Annotated in this window: 15 protein-coding genes; 6 read left to right on the forward strand and 9 right to left on the reverse strand. The window is 48.1% G+C overall.

What is annotated here, in order from left to right:
* Positions 1–116 precede the first annotated feature (116 nt).
* From Q9R25_RS09730 to arcA, 6 genes are all read right to left on the reverse strand, one after another.
* Positions 117–806, reverse strand: a complete 690-nt coding sequence (locus Q9R25_RS09730; protein ID WP_196431355.1) for a Crp/Fnr family transcriptional regulator — start codon at positions 804–806, stop codon at positions 117–119.
* Positions 807–925: 119 nt separating this feature from the next.
* Positions 926–3,268 (reverse strand): glycoside hydrolase family 31 protein, encoded by a 2,343-nt coding sequence (locus tag Q9R25_RS09735; protein ID WP_196431356.1) that lies wholly within the window; start codon positions 3,266–3,268, stop codon positions 926–928.
* A 163-nt stretch (positions 3,269–3,431) separates the two neighbouring features.
* Positions 3,432–4,394 carry a carbamate kinase gene (gene arcC, locus Q9R25_RS09740; protein WP_196431357.1) on the reverse strand — a complete coding sequence of 321 codons (963 nt, stop codon included), beginning with the start codon at positions 4,392–4,394 and terminating at the stop codon, positions 3,432–3,434.
* Between the two features lie 14 nt (positions 4,395–4,408).
* A complete protein-coding gene (gene arcD, locus Q9R25_RS09745; protein ID WP_012727520.1) occupies positions 4,409–5,884 on the reverse strand; it encodes an arginine-ornithine antiporter in 1,476 nt (491 codons plus the stop codon).
* 52 nt (positions 5,885–5,936) lie between these two features.
* Complete coding sequence (argF, locus tag Q9R25_RS09750; RefSeq protein ID WP_196431358.1) at positions 5,937–6,965, reverse strand: ornithine carbamoyltransferase; 1,029 nt, start codon at positions 6,963–6,965, stop codon at positions 5,937–5,939.
* Between the two features lie 21 nt (positions 6,966–6,986).
* A complete protein-coding gene (gene arcA, locus Q9R25_RS09755; protein WP_031422019.1) occupies positions 6,987–8,216 on the reverse strand; it encodes an arginine deiminase in 1,230 nt (409 codons plus the stop codon).
* 322 nt (positions 8,217–8,538) lie between these two features.
* Here arcA and mgtE point away from each other — a divergent pair, with 322 nt between their 5' ends.
* Positions 8,539–9,897, forward strand: a complete 1,359-nt coding sequence (mgtE, locus tag Q9R25_RS09760) for a magnesium transporter (protein WP_311283089.1) — start codon at positions 8,539–8,541, stop codon at positions 9,895–9,897.
* 54 nt (positions 9,898–9,951) lie between these two features.
* On the opposite strand, the gene Q9R25_RS09765 is transcribed toward mgtE, so the two are convergent.
* Positions 9,952–10,581: a hypothetical protein gene (locus tag Q9R25_RS09765; protein WP_311283090.1), complete on the reverse strand. Its 630-nt coding sequence runs from the start codon at positions 10,579–10,581 to the stop codon at positions 9,952–9,954.
* A 182-nt stretch (positions 10,582–10,763) separates the two neighbouring features.
* Between Q9R25_RS09765 and Q9R25_RS09770 the strand changes: the two genes are divergently transcribed.
* Entirely contained in the window at positions 10,764–12,542 is a 1,779-nt protein-coding gene (locus tag Q9R25_RS09770; RefSeq protein WP_311283091.1) for a solute:sodium symporter family transporter, read from the forward strand.
* Positions 12,543–12,562: 20 nt separating this feature from the next.
* Here the strand turns inward: Q9R25_RS09770 and Q9R25_RS09775 are convergent, their stop codons facing one another.
* Positions 12,563–13,516, reverse strand: a complete 954-nt coding sequence (locus Q9R25_RS09775; protein ID WP_311283092.1) for a GGDEF domain-containing protein — start codon at positions 13,514–13,516, stop codon at positions 12,563–12,565.
* 118 nt (positions 13,517–13,634) lie between these two features.
* On the opposite strand from Q9R25_RS09775, the gene Q9R25_RS09780 reads away from it, so the two are divergent.
* The 4 genes from Q9R25_RS09780 (at position 13,635) to Q9R25_RS09795 (ending at position 16,048) form a co-directional block, all read left to right on the forward strand.
* Positions 13,635–14,651 carry a serine hydrolase domain-containing protein gene (locus Q9R25_RS09780; protein WP_196431363.1) on the forward strand — a complete coding sequence of 339 codons (1,017 nt, stop codon included), beginning with the start codon at positions 13,635–13,637 and terminating at the stop codon, positions 14,649–14,651.
* Positions 14,648–15,037, forward strand: a complete 390-nt coding sequence (locus Q9R25_RS09785) for a GNAT family N-acetyltransferase (RefSeq protein WP_074035497.1) — start codon at positions 14,648–14,650, stop codon at positions 15,035–15,037. The genes Q9R25_RS09780 and Q9R25_RS09785 overlap by 4 nt, the downstream gene beginning before the upstream one ends.
* 11 nt (positions 15,038–15,048) lie before the next feature.
* Complete coding sequence (locus Q9R25_RS09790) at positions 15,049–15,756, forward strand: SDR family NAD(P)-dependent oxidoreductase (RefSeq protein WP_214690380.1); 708 nt, start codon at positions 15,049–15,051, stop codon at positions 15,754–15,756.
* Positions 15,757–15,838: 82 nt separating this feature from the next.
* On the forward strand, positions 15,839–16,048 hold the full coding sequence (locus Q9R25_RS09795) for a hypothetical protein (RefSeq protein ID WP_012727529.1): 210 nt from the start codon (positions 15,839–15,841) through the stop codon (positions 16,046–16,048).
* 18 nt (positions 16,049–16,066) lie between these two features.
* On the opposite strand, the gene Q9R25_RS09800 is transcribed toward Q9R25_RS09795, so the two are convergent.
* Positions 16,067–16,489, reverse strand: a complete 423-nt coding sequence (locus Q9R25_RS09800) for a hypothetical protein (protein ID WP_012727530.1) — start codon at positions 16,487–16,489, stop codon at positions 16,067–16,069.
* Between the last annotated feature and the right edge of the window lie 123 nt (positions 16,490–16,612).

Genomic DNA, 16,612 nt, shown 5'->3' on the forward strand with positions numbered 1-16,612 from the left:
TCTATTCACAATCCGATTGCTTTGTGAGATTCATCACTAATTATACAATATGCTACGTCTTGAAGCGAACGCTCCGCTCGTTCCGACATGTAAAAGACGCCCTCTCCCGAGCGGCGTCAATCGAAGTCTTGATCAAAATATTCAGGATGCTCAATCACAAGTTGGTGCGCGTCCATTCGAAGCACGTCTTCTTTGCGAAGCTTCGCTAAAATCGTAGAAACCGTCTCCCGGGAAGTTCCGGATAGACGAGATAGTTCCATCGCCGTGAACGGACAGCGGACACGTACCCCCTGCTCGTCCGGCTCCCCTAAATCTTCAATCAAAAAATGGATGGTATTGAGTACACGTTCTTTCGCGCTCGGGGTAATAATTTCTTGGACACGTCGTTCATGTAAATCTAAAATACGATTCATCTGTCCGATGATATAGAGCAGCATGTTCGACTGTGTGGACACAAACCGCTCGAATCGTTCGGTCGGGATGTAGATGACTTCAATATCCGTCACCGCTTCAGCCGTATGACGGTAGTCTTCCTCCGTGAATAAACCGTTGTACGGGAAGAACTGTTTGGGTTTCACATAGTCCGCATACTGATGCGTCGCATGCTCGTTCATCCGTTCGAGTCTGATGTATCCATTCATTAAGAAATACACGCGCTCTCGCGGGTCTCCTTCCATGAATAGGAGTTGTCCTTTTCGATACGTTCGGCAATAGACGTATGGGACGAGCTGTTCAAGCGCTCGACTCGAACAGTTCGCAAACAGTGTCAACTGCCGTAAATCATCAATCGTCCACTTGTGTCGCATCTGTATTCCCTCATTTCTAGTTAAATCCCCCTACCTTAAGTATAAAATGATTTGAAATGATAACGCTTTCAAAATCCGACAGTTTTCTGACATGACAAAAGGGGGTCTCCCCCCTTATTTTAGTCCAACATCAGTTCTAATAACGCGTCTTGCAAATCTCGATCGAGTTCTAACGCATGGAGGTCAAACAGCCATGCTTCGAGACGTGTCTTCGTTGTCGCCATCTGGTACAACCGATCTTTCAAATCATAGGCGATTTCTGCTCGGTCTAAGAATCGATAGAGACGGTCAAGTCGATGAGCGTTCTGCGTCACATTGGCAGGGAGCGCCACCGTCTGCTCTTGCTTCAATTCACCGATTGGAATGTGTAGCGTCTGCGTCTCAGCGTCGTAGTCTCCTTCCCCGACAACACCTCGGACCAAAATGGTCAATGTCCGCTTCGCTGGAACGAGGGTCAAGTCTCCTGACATCTCGATGAGAAGCGTCCGCGCTTCCCAGTCGAGCGTGAACGTCGTTTCAAGCGAGGCACCCGTCTCATAATCGCGGCTTTCTCCGTCATCTTCATACATCGTGAACGTGTTCGAGGCACCTGGAAAGACGAGTACTTCTAGCTCGCTCGGGTTCCCCGTCTCATTCTCATGCGGTTTATGTGGCATGAGCGGAACGATGGCACCCGCTTTGGCGAAGACTGGTTGTTCATCAAGACCGCGGAATACACGAATCGACTTGTCGCCTTCGTAACGATGTCCTGTGAAGAAATCGAACCATTCTCCTTTTGGTAGCCAGACATTCGTTCCGGCGACGTGGAGCTTCCGGTCCATCGGTGTGATGATTGGGGACACAATGAGTTCACTGCCAAAATAAAATTGATTCGGTACCTGATAAGCCGCTTCGTCATCGGGATGTTCGATATACATCGGTAACACGAGTGGTAGCGCATCGGCATGGTTACGATAATTCATCGTATATAGATAAGGGATGAGTTCGTGACGTAAGCGTAAGAATCGCTTCATCGACTGTTCGGCTTCGATTCCGAAACGCCAAGGCTCTTTCCCGTTAAATGTGCTGAACGTCGAGTGGAGACGCATGATTGGACTGAACACCCCATATGCGACCCAACGCGCAGCGAGTTCATCATCTTTTTCCCCGCGATGATGCCCTCCGATGTCGTGACTCCACCACCCGTAGCCGATGTTTGTCGCTGTCGCTGTAAAATACGGCTGGAAGGCGAGCGATGCCCACGAGATGATTGTATCTCCTGAGAATCCGACCGGGTAACGGTGGCTCCCTGGTCCGGCGTAACGAGAAAAAATGAGCGGGCGTTTGCCGTCACGGGCGATATCAATGGCATGATAATGATTTAGCATCCATAACGGGTCGAGTCCTTCCATCTTCGAGGTCGACCCTTGTTGCCAGTCGATCCACCAAAAATCAACGCCGTCTGCCTCATGTGGATGGTGCATTTGTTCGAAGTACGCTTGAATGAATCGTTTGTCCGAAAAATCGAACGGGATTCGGTCCCCCGATTCCGGATCGACGCCCATAGCCTCGGCCATCGCCACGTACTGATCTTCAAACGCACGGACACCGTCCGCGGGATGCAGGTTCAACGTTACCATCATTCCCTCATCCTTTAACCAGTTGAGGAAACGTTTCGGTTCGGGAAACAAGTTTTTGTTCCACGAATAGCCCGTCCATCCACTCCCGTACTCTTCGGGGATGTCCGTCACGTGCCAGTCCATATCGATGACACTGACCGAGAACGGGACATCTTCTGACTTGAAACGGCGCATTAACGTCTTATACTCTTTTTCGTCGTATCGCCAGTACCGGCTCCACCAGTTCCCGAGCGCTTTACGAGGAAGCATCGGTGTCGGACCCGTCAACGTGTAAAAGTCTCGAAGTGCCTGTTTATAGTCATGGCCATATCCAAAGTAGTAAATGTCATGAATTCCTTTTCGTCTCGGCTCGACGAAGCGATCATCCGTCATCAAAAATGAGGATGAATCATCAATGATCGCATACCCTTGTTTGGAGAGGATCCCTTCTTCTAATTCCGTCGCCCCGTCCACATGGTCGAGCGTCCGCGCCGTCCCTTTCAGTGTCCGCTCCGGACCGTTGAACATGTAGCGGCTATAATACGTACTAAAGTTCCCTTTCACGTCCACATAGAGCGTGTTCGGTGCGAACGGACCTTTCGTATAATACAAATGAACATGTTCTGTGATGATTTGGAGCTCTGTCTCATCTTCAATCACTCGGAATTGTGGAACGTCAAATTCCCGATTCCACGCCACTTGGGTGGCACGGTCTTCAAAAATTCCGTCTTCCGCGTATTCCATCCGAATCAACTGACTCGTCAAAACGGTGAATCGATAACAGCTTCCTTGCACGATTGCCTCTTCCCTTGCTTTTGGTCTCATCCACGACTCATATACATGATTTTCTTCGAATAGGCGCATACACTCGAGCGATTCCGCTCTCCGTCACTTCCTTCCTGAAATTAGCGCAAACGTTTACACTGAATATGATAGCAATCTCATTTTTGGCATACAACATTCCTTCCCCTTGAATCCGGGCAGAAAACAAAAAAAGTCGCAAACGCTTCACGTCTGCGACACATTCTTATTGTTGGAGCGATGGAGCCAGGCGGACACGTGTGCCCGCTTCCCCGTCAATGGCTGCTAAAGCCTGATCGAGCGACGTGATGATGGCGACACGGTTCGTACCGGATTCGGCAAACTGAAGCGCCGCTCTTACTTTCGGCAACATACTACCTGGTGCAAACTGCCCTTCAGCGATATAGGTCTCCATCTGTTCTTTCGACGTTTCTTGAAGTGCCATCTCATCTGGCTGCCCAAAATTGACATACACATGTTCGACAGCCGTCAAAATGAGTAACACATCTGCGTTGACGAGGTCAGCCAGTTTTGCAGCCGCGAAATCTTTATCAATCACTGCCTCGATGCCGACGTATCCATCCGCTGTCTCCATAACCGGAATGCCACCGCCACCGGAAGCGACAACGATGTGCCCAGCTTCAACGAGTGTTCGAATGACGGTGTGTTCGGCGATTTTCATAGGGATCGGACTCGGGACGACACGACGATATCCCCGTCCTGCGTCTTCTTTGAAGACATAACCCGTCGTCCGTTCGAGATGAAGTGCCTCGTCTTCCGTATAAAATGGACCGATTGGCTTAGTCGGATGATGAAACGCACTATCGTTCGGATCGACAATGCTTCGTGTCACGAGCGAGGCCACATGCTGTTCAAGGCCACGTGCACGCAGTGCTTTGGTCAATGCGTTTTCAAACCAGTATCCAATCATCCCTTGCGTCATCGCACCACAGACATCAAGCGGCATCGCTGGTGTGGCTGGACTGTCTGATGCGGCTTGTTGCAACATCAGGTTTCCAACTTGCGGACCGTTACCATGCGTGATGATGACCTCGACTCCTTCAGCGATGAGTGCAGCGAGAGATTCCGCCGTTGCCTCAACTGCCTGTATTTGTGCTTCGGCTGTCGCATCTTTGCCTTGCTGAATCGCATTCCCGCCTAAGGCGATGACCACACGTTTTTTCTCCATATCCATACCCCCGATCAAATGACTGAGATATTACCCGATAGTATGCGTACGACTGCGAAGATGGCCAGTGCGGTCAACACACCGGCGACCATCCATTCCGTTTTAGTGAGTGACTTGATGCCATTTTCACGTTGTGCCTTCATGTAGAGAAGGGTTCCCGGTGCATATAAAAGTGTAGTGAGAAGTAAATAATCGATTCCAGCGGCGTATATGAGCCATAGTCCATAAACGGAAGCGACCAATCCAATCGCTAAATCGCGTGTTTTTCGTTCACCGGAACTGTATCCGATTCCGTTCTTCGCCACTTTCACTTGGTAAAAGGCCGAGAACACGTATGGGATCAAAATCGCACTCGAAGCGAGAGAAAAGGCAAAGTTATATGCGGCATCTGAAATCAAGAATGTGAAGAGGAAGAGCTGAATCAACCCATTCGTTAGCCAAAGGGCATTGACAGGAGCTTGATTTTGATTCTCTTTCGTGAACCATTTCGGGAAGACTCCATCTTTGGCGGCAACGAATGGGATTTCTGCCGCTAACAGCGTCCAACCGAGCCATGCGCCAAGGACAGAGATGACGAGTCCCCCGTTGATGAGCATCGCACCCCACGGACCGACGGCCGACTCGAGCAAATATGCCATCGCTGGTTGCGAGGCGTTCGCTACATTTTCGGGAGTCATGAGACCGAGCGACATGATAGAAATGAGCAAATAAATGACGAGCGTTCCAAGTAGCCCAATAACGGTTGCTTTCCCGACGTCCGAACGTTTCCGAGCACGGCCAGATAGCACGACGGCCCCTTCCACACCGATAAAGACCCAAAGTGTCACGAGCATCGTCGAAACGACTTGGTCACGAACACTTCCCCATGAGAAGCCGCCTTGTCCCCAAAAATCGAAGGTGAAGTTTTCGAGATTAAAGAAGAACAAGGTAATCGTAATGAATGCAAAAATTGGGACGAGCTTGGCAATCGTCGTGACGATGTTGATCATCGATGCCTCATGTACCCCACGTAAGATGAGTGTATGCACGAGCCAAAGCATAATCGATGCGCCAATAATCGACGCGATATTCTGTCCCCCTTCAAAAATCGGGAAGAAATAACCGACCGAACTGAACAGCAGTGTGGCATACGCCACGTTTCCAAGCCAGGCAGACAACCAATATCCCCATGCCGAGTTAAATCCGACGAACGATCCAAAACCTGCCCGTGCATAGCTGTATACGCCACCATCGAGATCTGGACGACGCATCGTCAAATTTTGAAAACTGAGACCGAGCGCGATAATCCCGATTCCCGTGATGACCCAACCAATAAGAATGGCACCCGCATTCGCACCTTGCGCCAAATCGGCAGCCAAGTTAAAGGCGCCACCGCCAATCATCGACCCGACGACAAGTGCCGTCAACGCTCCGAGACCTAACCGCTTATCTTTCTTTTCAGGATGTACTCCAGCCGAACCACCTGAGTCATGCTCCAACTTCGTAGACATTCTACTCATCCCTTTCGCTTATTTTGAAGCAGGAGGGGAAACCCCCTCCTCGTCAACGATCAAGCCATTCGCGTGTCTCCGTGAGCGTCGCTGCCATCACCGCCTTGATGGTATGCATCCGGTTTTCTGCCTCATCAAATACGAACGAATGACGGCTACGGAATACTTCGTCGGTCACTTCCATTTCAGTCAACCCATATTGCTCATGAATCGCCCGCCCGACCTCCGTTTCTAAGTCGTGGAATGCCGGAAGGCAATGTAAGAACATGATGTCCGGATTGCCACTCTTTTGAAGCATGTCCATGTTCACTTGATACGGTCGCAACAGTTCGATTCGTTCTGCGAACGCCGCTTCCTCGCCCATCGATACCCAGACATCGGTGTAAACGACGTCGGCTTGGTCCATCGCTTCCTCAATGCTCTCTGTCAAGGTGATCACAGCCCCTGTTTCAACGGCGACCGACTTCGCATAGTTCACGATCTCGTCAGATGGCCAGAGCGATTTCGGCGCACAGATTCGCATATCCATCCCAACTTTTGCACCACCGATCAACAACGTGTTTCCCATGTTGTTCCGTCCGTCACCTACGTACACAAATTTAATTCCGGCAAGTTCTCCTTTTTGCTCTTTTACCGTCAAAAAGTCGGCCAAGATTTGGGTTGGATGATACAAGTCGGTCAAACCGTTCCACACCGGTACGCCGGCGTCTTTTGCAAGACCTTCGACCGTCTCATGAGCGAAGCCACGGAACTGAATGCCATCAAACATGCGTCCAAGAACGATCGCGGTATCACGTACCGATTCCTTCTTCCCGAATTGAATATCATTCTTGCCTAAATATTCAGGGTGCATCCCTAAATCGATGGCAGCGACAGTGAACGCACAACGCGTCCGTGTCGATGGTTTTTCAAAGAGTAAGGCAATGTTTTTACCTTCACAAATCCGATGTGGAACACCTTGTTTTTTCTGACGTTTGAATGCAGCAGACAAATCGATCAAATAGTTGATTTCTTCACCCGAAAACTCGTTTAGCGATAAAAAATGACGACCTTTCAAATCAAAATTGAACGTTGTAGACATACTGCTTCCTCCTTATCACATTTAGATGTCTTGGCGGATAATCGGACAGCTCATGCAACGTGGACCCCCACGACCGCGCGATAGTTCACTCGACATGATTTCGATTACTTCGACGCCTTCTTTACGAAGTAACTCATTCGAGACATAGTTTCGGTCATACGTGACCACGACACCCGGCGCGATGGCGAGCGTGTTCGATCCATCATTCCACTGTTCGCGGGCTGCCGCAATCGGATCCCCACCGCCACAAGGGATCAACGTCGCCTCTTGTAAGCCGAGGACATCTTTTAACACCTTCAACAAATCCGAGTGCTGGGCAATCTGAAGTTCACCTTCCGCGTTTAGCGTGAGTTCGAAAATGTTCATCTTCCCTTCCGGTCCTTGAATGAACGGATGGATGGTAAATTTATCATGATCGACCATCGTGAAGACGGTATCAAGGTGCATGAAGGCGCGTGATTTTGGAATTTCGATGGCGATGACTTTTTTGAAGCTGTCTCCATGCTTGAGTAGGTTGAGGGCGACACGTTCGATGCCTTGCGCGGTCGTTCGTTCCGAGATGCCGATGGCGACGACTTCTTTCGACAAGACGAGTTCGTCTCCCCCTTCCATCGCAAACCGATAATCACGGTCCGACCAGATGGGAACATCATGTTTCGCAAAGCGTGGGTGATAGCGCATAATGTATTGCGTGAAGAGCGATTCACGGCGACGTGCCGGTTCTTTCATGCGGTTGATGGAGAGTCCGTGACCGATTGCAGCGGCCGGGTCTCGTGTAAAGTAGAGGTTTGGCATTGGATCCAAAAAGAAGGGGTACGTATCTTCAATCATTTCATGCAGATGTCGACGTTTTTCTGGCTTGATTTCCGATTTCCGGATACCGGCCATCACCGTCTCAATCAACATTTCGTTATCAAAATCGAGTAAATACTCTTTTAATGTTTCGTAAGAACCGTTGATATTTGATTTGGACTCCGATAAGATATCCGCGACAAACTTTTCGCGCACACCAGGGAGTGATAACGTTTCGGCCATTAGTTTTTCGAGGTAAAGGACTTCCACACCACGATTTTGAAGCGCACTCGCAAAATAATCGTGCTCTTTTTGAATGACCGGTAAATGGGGAATATCATCGAACAAGAGGCGCTCTAAATATTCCGGGGTAAGGTTCTCTAACTCCCGGCCCGGTCGCTTCAGTAATACCGTTTTTAATTCTCCAATTTCTGAATACACATGAATCGGATGTTTCAGCGTCGTATCTTGTGAAATCGGTTGATTCGTCATTGAGATCATCTCGCTTCCTCCTTGTGATTCGGGTGTGTGACTACCCTTACCTTATCACTTTACCAAATTTGCGAATGTCTAATCCGACAGTTCATCTGTTGTCGATTCCGCATTGATATGAATAAATGTTCACTCATGTGAATGAACAAACAATGCTCTAGAAATCAGGACGATGGCAAAGGGAAATAAGATGTATGGCTGATGTATAGCATCGCCCTAAAAAATGTAGAAAACTTTTTTTATTCACCGTAAATGAAATTGAAAATGTGAGAGATCAGGATGTGAGCATATGAAAATTGAAGAAACGGAATACAACGAACATGAAGCAGCGCTTCGTACATCGATTCAAAAGGGAGACCCGGTCGATTTTCAAGACCTCTTTCTCTCCCTCCACCCGGGTGAACAGGCGGATCATTTTATCGAACTGAATCAACATGAGCGGTCGTTCGTGTATCGAACCATCTCCCCTGAGGTATTCACCGATCTATTTGAAAAACTGACGTTAGAAGAGCAATGTACATTCATCCAAGAAACACCCCAACCGTATGCCGTCCGAATCTTGAATGAAATGTATTCGGACAACGCGGCCGACTTGATGCGGGAACTACCCGATGCGTTCATGGACACGCTATTTGAGCAGATGGATGATATCGAGGAAAAAGAAGTCAAAGACTTGATGCAATATCCGGAAGAAACAGCTGGAGCGCTCATGACGACCGAGTTCGTCGTCCTTCAAGCTGATAAGACGGTCGGACTGACCCTTGAAGAGTTGCGTGAACTCGGACCAGATGCCGAAACGATTTATTACCTATATGTGGTCGACCAAGCGCACCAACTGGTTGGTGTTGTCTCCTTACGTGATTTGATTGTCGCACCGCTCGAGGCGAAAATTGAAGACATCATGGGGTTCCGCGTCATTTCGGCAAACGTCATGACCGACCAGGAAGACTTGGCCAGGATTGTCCAGAAATACGATTTGTTGGCCCTTCCCGTTATCGATGATCAGCAAAAGCTACTTGGCATCATCACGGTCGATGATGTATTAGACGTCATCGAGCGCGAAACGACAGAAGACTTTGAAGAACTCTCCGCGACGAAAGGTTCGTCTGATATCAACATGAGTCCGCTTGAAGCAGCGAAAAAACGTGCCCCTTGGATTGTCAGCCTCATGTTTCTCGGCATGATTACAGCTTCGACGATTGGCGGTTTCGAAGACACCCTTGAGACGATTGTGCTTCTCGCCGTCTTCATGCCACTTGTCATGGGCTCTGCCGGGAACGCAGCCACGCAATCACTCGTCGTCGCTGTGCGCTCAATTGCACTCGGGACCATCAATCGAAAGAACGTTATGAAGATGATTCGACGCGAACTCGGAACCGGCATCATCTTAGGGATTGCGTGTATGATTGTCATTTTTGGCGTCATCACGCTGCTATACGACAATATGCTGATTGGCTTCATTGTCGGAGTTTCTATCTTTGCTGCACTCAGTGTCGCTACGATGATTGGAACGATTGTCCCGCTTCTCATCAATCGCCTGAAGTTAGACCCCGCTGTTGCCTCTGGACCGTTCATCACGACATTGATGGACAATCTAGGGCTCATCATCTACTTCACGGTCGCGACGTCCATGCTCCAGTTTTTATGACATTCGAAAGAAAATCCGATTATAAAAGCGGTGCTGATGTTGTCAGCGCCGCTTTTACTCGTCATGTTGTTGAGACTCCTCAAACAAGCGCTCTTCATTTTCATTAAAAGCCTCGATTTCCTCATCCGTCATTACATCGTTTTTTTCTGCCACATAAGGATGGTCTTTCAATAATGCCTCTAGTTTGCTCAAGTCCGCACTGAGCCCGCTTTCTTGATAAAGGTTAGGTTTTCCTACCGAAGTTAGAGTCCCCGTCCGATTCACTTTGAAATATCCTTGTTGTAGACCGACAATCCGATATGCGTTCTCCATCACGGGTCCTTCATATCTTTGTAAATACAGTAAAACGGTCTCGTCTCGTTTGACGAGCGGGTCTTCTTCCATATCATTTTGTAAAAGGGTGATCGTATCGGCTGACTTCAGTTGACCATTCACGTCTCGATAGACACGCTGCACTTGAATGTGTGATTCAAAGAATGTGACCGATTGATGTGTAAACGGTTTGGGAGCACTGCTCACTTTGCCGACGATGACAATCGGCGAGCTTGTAGCTAAATCGTCTATGTGTCGGAAGCTTTCGGTCACAGCCAAATCACTCGTGTTTTCTTCTTTCAGCATTTCGCTAAACATGATATAACCTGCTATCACTACAACAGATAACATTCCAATCATCCACTTCTTCACGAGGTCCCTCCCATCGGTCCATCCATCCTCATCGATTTTCTACTCTCGTACGACAAGTACGCAATCGTCCCCACGTTCATGGTTTCTGTATGATTCGATCAAAACAATAGGACTACCTTCTTATAATTTAGGGTATTTCCTAAAAATACATATAAAACATAAGTAAGGAATGAGGGGATTTCATGACATTTCAACAAGTACTCTACATACTCGTGACCGGCGCCCTGTTCATGGCGCTCGTCGCTTACGTCTCGTATCGCATGACGAGAGGAAAAGTCGAAAGCGCCGACGATTACTTCTTGGCTGGTCGCGGTTTAACGGGTGTCTTCATCGCGGGATCGCTCCTGTTGACCAACTTGTCAGCGGAACAATTGATTGGCTTAAATGGCCAATCGTTCGCCGGCAACATGTCAGCGATGGCATGGGAAGTGACGGCCGGTATCGCTGCCATCATCATGGCGCTCTTTTTGTTGCCACGTTTTCTTGGCATCGGAATTTCGACCATTCCTGAATTTTTAAGTCAACGCTATGACGAGGACGTTCGTCGATTGACTGTCTTGTTATTTCTACTCGGCTATATGTGCGTGACGATTCCATCGATGCTGTACTCGGGTGGATTAGCCGTCCTGCAACTGTTCGATGTGCCGGCCCTTCTCGGCATCAGCTTTGAGCAGTCCCTTTGGCTCGTCGTTTGGTTCATTGGGATTATCGGGGCGATTTATGCCATCTTCGGAGGTCTTCGTGCCGTTGCCGTATCGGACACGTTGAACGGGATCGGACTCATCATCATTGGATTCCTCGTTCCGACACTAGGCTTTCTCGCACTAGGGGACGGGAATTTATTGGACGGGATGAAGACGATTGCGACGACGAATCCCGAAAAGTTGAACGCCATCGGTTCCGCTAACGACTCGGTCCCGTTTCTCTCCATTTTCACCGGAATGATTTTTGCGAACTTGTTCTATTGGGCACTGAATCAATACGTGATTCAACGGGCCCTCGGTGCAAAAAACTTAGCGGAAGGACAAAAAGGCGTTCTCTTTACCGGCTACTTGAAATTACTCGTTCCAATCTTCATGTTGTTACCTGGCGTCATCGCGTTTCACTTGTACGGGTCGAACGTCGAGAAGGCAGACCTCGCTTATCCGAGTTTGATTGCCGAGCTGTTACCGATGTGGCTCATGGGCTTTTTCCTCGCCGTCTTGCTCGGTGCCGTATTCAGCTCGTTCAACTCGCTCTTGAATAGTATCGCGACGCTCTTCGTACTCGACATTTACAAACCGAAGTTTAAACCGGATGCTTCTGACCAAGATTTGATTCGCGTCAGCAAATGGTTCGGGACGTTCGTTGCACTCGTCTCGTTCTTTGTCGCCCCGAATCTTATGTATGCGCCAGATGGCTTGTGGGACTTGATTCGTCGCTTCACCGGTTTCTTCAACATCCCGATTCTCGTCATCGTTTTAATCGGGATGCTTGTTAAACGTGTGCCGCCAATCGCCGCGAAGACCGTCGTCTTTTTCCACGTCATCGCTTACTATTTCCTCGTATGGGGGACGAAACAATGGTTCGGCGTCGAAATCGGCATCAACTTTATCCATATTTACGGAATCCTCTTCGTCATCGAGACGGGGATCATGCTCGTATTTGCGCGTGTGCGACCAATGCTTCAAGCGAATCCGATCCGAATCGAACTAGGGAGAGTCAAACCATGGCGTCATGCCCTTTCGACATCCATTTTGCTCGTCGCTTCGATGATTTTAGTTTACCTTGTATTCTCGCCAATCGGACTCGCTTATGCGAACGGCATCGTTTCCGGATGGTTTGCTCCACTGACAGTGGGACTTGTCGTCATAACGTCCGGGCTCATCTGGGCATCTTACCGCTATGGTATTTCTCGTTATGAACGCTATCTAAACAATTTGGGTGAAGAGCCGTCCGATGTAAAAGAACAAAGCAGCTAAACCAATAGACCTCCTTGAACTTACACGTCAAGGAGGTCTACTTTTTGTTGTCGCTTCCGTTCATACATGGCATCGTCCGCACGTTGCCAAAGCGCCTCAATCGTTTCCGGACATGATGCCCACGCCAACCCGATGGCGACAGAAATCGATTCTTTTTGACAAGCCGCTTCGATTTGAAGAACCATTCGTTCACATGCGTCGCGGGGCATCATCTCTAGAAACAAGACGAACTCATCTCCCCCTAAACGATACACGGATGATTCAATTCCCTGAAGAATCATCCCGACCCGTTTCAACAAATCGTCACCAGCAGAATGTCCTTCCATGTCGTTTACGACTTTCAAATCGTTCACATCCAGCACGATGATTCCGACGTCACACGCATTTCTTGCTTGAGCAATCGTTTCTTCAAACGCCCGACGATTGAAGACACCGGTCAAGCTATCGTGGCGACTTTCATACATGAGACGTTCACGCTCGGTCATGGCTGCTTCGATGTTCCGAATCACACCTTGAACCGCTACGATTTCACCATTCTCATAGATTGGTGTCGTATATTCCTCGAACCATACGTAAGCGCCGTCATTCGTGCGCCATCGTTGAAGAATCGCTTCTTCATAATTGACGCGTCCCGCCACTTTGTCGAGTAATAGTCGCCGATCGTCCGGGTGGATTCTCCGAAAACACTCTTGTGCATCTGAATAACTTTGCATCACCGTCCCGTCTCCGAGATATAAATCTAAAGAAGGACTGATGTATCGGAAACGCCACGTCGGTTTCGTTTCAAAAATGTAAATGACATCTTTCGTTTGATTCCCGAAATGCATAAACGAAAGAGACTGTGAATGTGGCTGTGGACGTTTATATAGCCACAAGGCAATTAAAAATCCAACGAGTATCCCCCAGAAGAATAACGTCATTGAATCCACTTCCTCTCTGTTCGCCCATATCGTACCACGTTCGAGGTCAGACACCTGTCTCAATTCCTGTTATTTGGTAAATGTTTTTTTGAAAATTGAGTAAATTTTAGAGAGATTGTGATGGACATGATATAGTCGACTTATTGAATCACTCAATACATGGAGGTTTCTCATGCCACATTTCACACATCCATCGATTGACGAGACATTTTCGGGTGTCTATTTGCTCACCAATCGAAATGGATCAATCCACCAGTCTTACGGCTATGCGAATCGCTCAGAACAGATTCAACATGACGTGATGACACGGTTCGGAATTGCGTCCGGTTGCAAGCTGTTTACAGCAATCGCGATTTGCCAGTTAGTCGAGCAAGGGAAACTATCCTTTTCCACCTCGCTTGACTCATTTCAAACATTTGCCTTAACTCATCTGTCACCAAACGTCACCGTACATCAGTTGTTGACGCACACATCAGGAATCCCTGACTATTTTGATGAATCCGTCTCTGATGACTTTGAAGCGCTATGGCGTGATATCCCGATGTATCGGCTTCAACAGTTACGTGATTTTTTACCGTTGTTTCAACAAAAATCTATGAAAGACGAACCGGGTTCTCGATTCTCCTACAATAATGCAGGATATATTCTGTTAGGGTTGATTGTAGAAGATGTGACCGGGCAATCTTTCACCGACTATGTCGAACAATCGATTTTTCATCCTGCTGGTATGATTGATTCTGGATACTTTTCACTCGATGCCTTGCCTTCTAGAACAGCACTCGGTTATATTGACCACTCGGACGGCACATGGCGTACAAACCAATATGCGATTCCAATCAAAGGAGGAGCAGATGGTGGCGCGTATGTGACCGCTCAAGACATGACTAAATTTTGGAAATCGCTGTTTTCACATCAGCTTCTTGATACCGCTTCTACGTCGCTTCTTTTGACACCACACGTGACGGTTAATGACCGCGGCGGGAGTTATGGATACGGACTTTGGATTCAACATCACGCATCGGGAGATGTCTATAAATATCACGTGATGGGCTATGACCCTGGTGTCAGTTTCCATTCTGGTTACTATCCAGAAATCGATACCATCTCGGTCATTTGTTCAAATCAATCAGATGGGGCGTTCGACGTCATGAAACAGATTGAAATGCAGATTGGAGAACGGATTGAATGAACATTCGTACTTATATGGAATCAGACTTTGACTCGATTCAACAACTTAATCGCGATGAAGGTTGGAGCCAATTGGTAGAACGTGACGCGTTGACCCGTGAGGCATGGCGTCAATCAAACGTCACCTATGTGATGGAGTCTGAAAATGGAAAGATTGTCGCTTATTTGCGCGGATTGACTGATACGACAGTCAGTTTGTATGTTTGTGAACTGTTGGTCGCTTCTACATATCGTAGACGTGGTCTTGGCGAACAGTTACTCCAACACGTCCATACACTTTATCCAGACACACGGCTTGAGATGCTCGCAAGTCAAAATTCCCACACATATTACGAGAAATTACGGTTTCGTCCGTTCTACGGTTTTCGGAAAACGATTCACGAATAGGAGGAATGTATATGAAACTTGCTCTCATCACAGGCGCATCGCGTGGTCTCGGCCGTTCCATCGCTCAGGAACTACAAGCTAGAGATTACGAGGTGGTCGGGCTCTCTCGCTCACAGGCGGAAGACGTTACGTATCAGCAACGATCAGTCGACCTATCAAACGTCTCGGGGATTGATGCAGTCATTCGGGAGATCACACCGTTTCTAGAGCGGGCTGATTCGGTTTTGCTCGTTCAAAATGCAGCATGGATTGAACCGATTCATCGTGTCGGACAATTAGATGGTGAGAAAGTGACCGCTCATGTCCACGCCAACCTGCTTGCGCCGATGCTATTGGCGAATGCGGTCCTCGCTTTCGGTAAGCCGACCGATTTGATTCATGTGACCTCTGGCGCGGCCAAACGTCCGATCTCAGGTTGGAGCGCATATTGTGGCACGAAAGCAGGACTCGATCATTTCACGGAGACGCTTGCACTAGAGCTAGAAGGAACCTCACATCGTGCAGCTCTATTCAATCCAGGTGTGATGGATACGTCGATGCAGGCGGAGATTCGTTCTTCCTCGAAAGAGGCGTTCGCTGACCTTGAACAATTCCGTGCATACGAAACAGAAGGACGACTCCGTTCTCCTGAAACGGTCGCTCGTATATTTGCTGAACAGTTGATTGACCGTCCTCTAGAAAATGGCAAGACCTATTCGATTTACGACTTAATCAAATAATTTACCAGGTCAAAAAAATAAACACCCTTCTCTCGTCAAACCGTCTACACTACATGCATAGATACGTGAAAGGGTGAATTTTATGAAAACCATTGCTGGAGGATTACTGCTATTTGGACTGTTTAGCCTCACAATGTCGTTCACAATGATTGGTGATACCGCTGTCGTCGGGGCGATGGTGAGTGGTGTTTCAATTTTATGTAGTGTCGGATTATTATTTGGGGCGACTGAACTCAGCCGAATCCGTCACGACCTGCTCCACGACAAAAAAACGTCTTTCCCATCTGAATGAGGGAAAGACGTTTTTGATTCAATCTTCTTCGTATTCCTCTAATAAATCATCAACATCATATTCTTCGAAGTCGTCTTCATCGATAAAGATATCGCGATCGTTCACGACGTGAATCGGACCATTGGCCACATCGATTCGAATCGTCCACGCCCAAGGAATGCGTAATCGGTTATAAACACCTGTCCAGAACTCCATTGACTCTTGCTCATACTGTTCAAATTCTGTCAGAAGTTCTTTGAACGACACGCCTGTTAACTGGAAGTTTGAATCTTGGAGCCGTTGGAGCGCATGATGCTTCGCTTCTAATTCGGCCGCTCGAACCATTTCCTCAGCTGTCGCCATCTCCAGGATCGTCCCGTCTGGTGGGAGAATATCGTATACGTTGAACAATTCGCCTTCTTCTACTTCTACATCGTCAAACTCATAGTCATCGTGCCGCATACTACATTCCTCCTTACGCAATTTGAATCCCCTTTATTGTACCACTCTCTACCCGTTTCCCCCTAAAGATTCGTGCATATATTTCATTTTGCCAGGGAAAGACTGTTAGAGTGAGGACATCTA

This window comes from Exiguobacterium sp. BG5(2022), assembly GCF_031844365.1.
In the GTDB taxonomy this organism is placed as follows: domain Bacteria; phylum Bacillota; class Bacilli; order Exiguobacteriales; family Exiguobacteriaceae; genus Exiguobacterium; species Exiguobacterium profundum.

Bases quoted from the DNA above. Each gene is read 5' to 3' on its own strand.
- Q9R25_RS09730 (WP_196431355.1), bottom strand. From the start codon at position 806: ATGCGACACAAGTGGACGATTGATGATTTACGGCAGTTGACACTGTTT.
- Q9R25_RS09735 (WP_196431356.1), bottom strand. From the start codon at position 3,268: ATGCGCCTATTCGAAGAAAATCATGTATATGAGTCGTGGATGAGACCA.
- arcC (WP_196431357.1), bottom strand. From the start codon at position 4,394: ATGGAGAAAAAACGTGTGGTCATCGCCTTAGGCGGGAATGCGATTCAG.
- arcD (WP_012727520.1), bottom strand. From the start codon at position 5,884: ATGTCTACGAAGTTGGAGCATGACTCAGGTGGTTCGGCTGGAGTACAT.
- argF (WP_196431358.1), bottom strand. From the start codon at position 6,965: ATGTCTACAACGTTCAATTTTGATTTGAAAGGTCGTCATTTTTTATCG.
- mgtE (WP_311283089.1), top strand. From the start codon at position 8,539: ATGAAAATTGAAGAAACGGAATACAACGAACATGAAGCAGCGCTTCGT.
- Q9R25_RS09770 (WP_311283091.1), top strand. From the start codon at position 10,764: ATGACATTTCAACAAGTACTCTACATACTCGTGACCGGCGCCCTGTTC.
- Q9R25_RS09780 (WP_196431363.1), top strand. From the start codon at position 13,635: ATGCCACATTTCACACATCCATCGATTGACGAGACATTTTCGGGTGTC.
- Q9R25_RS09785 (WP_074035497.1), top strand. From the start codon at position 14,648: ATGAACATTCGTACTTATATGGAATCAGACTTTGACTCGATTCAACAA.
- Q9R25_RS09790 (WP_214690380.1), top strand. From the start codon at position 15,049: ATGAAACTTGCTCTCATCACAGGCGCATCGCGTGGTCTCGGCCGTTCC.
- Q9R25_RS09795 (WP_012727529.1), top strand. From the start codon at position 15,839: ATGAAAACCATTGCTGGAGGATTACTGCTATTTGGACTGTTTAGCCTC.
- Q9R25_RS09800 (WP_012727530.1), bottom strand. From the start codon at position 16,489: ATGCGGCACGATGACTATGAGTTTGACGATGTAGAAGTAGAAGAAGGC.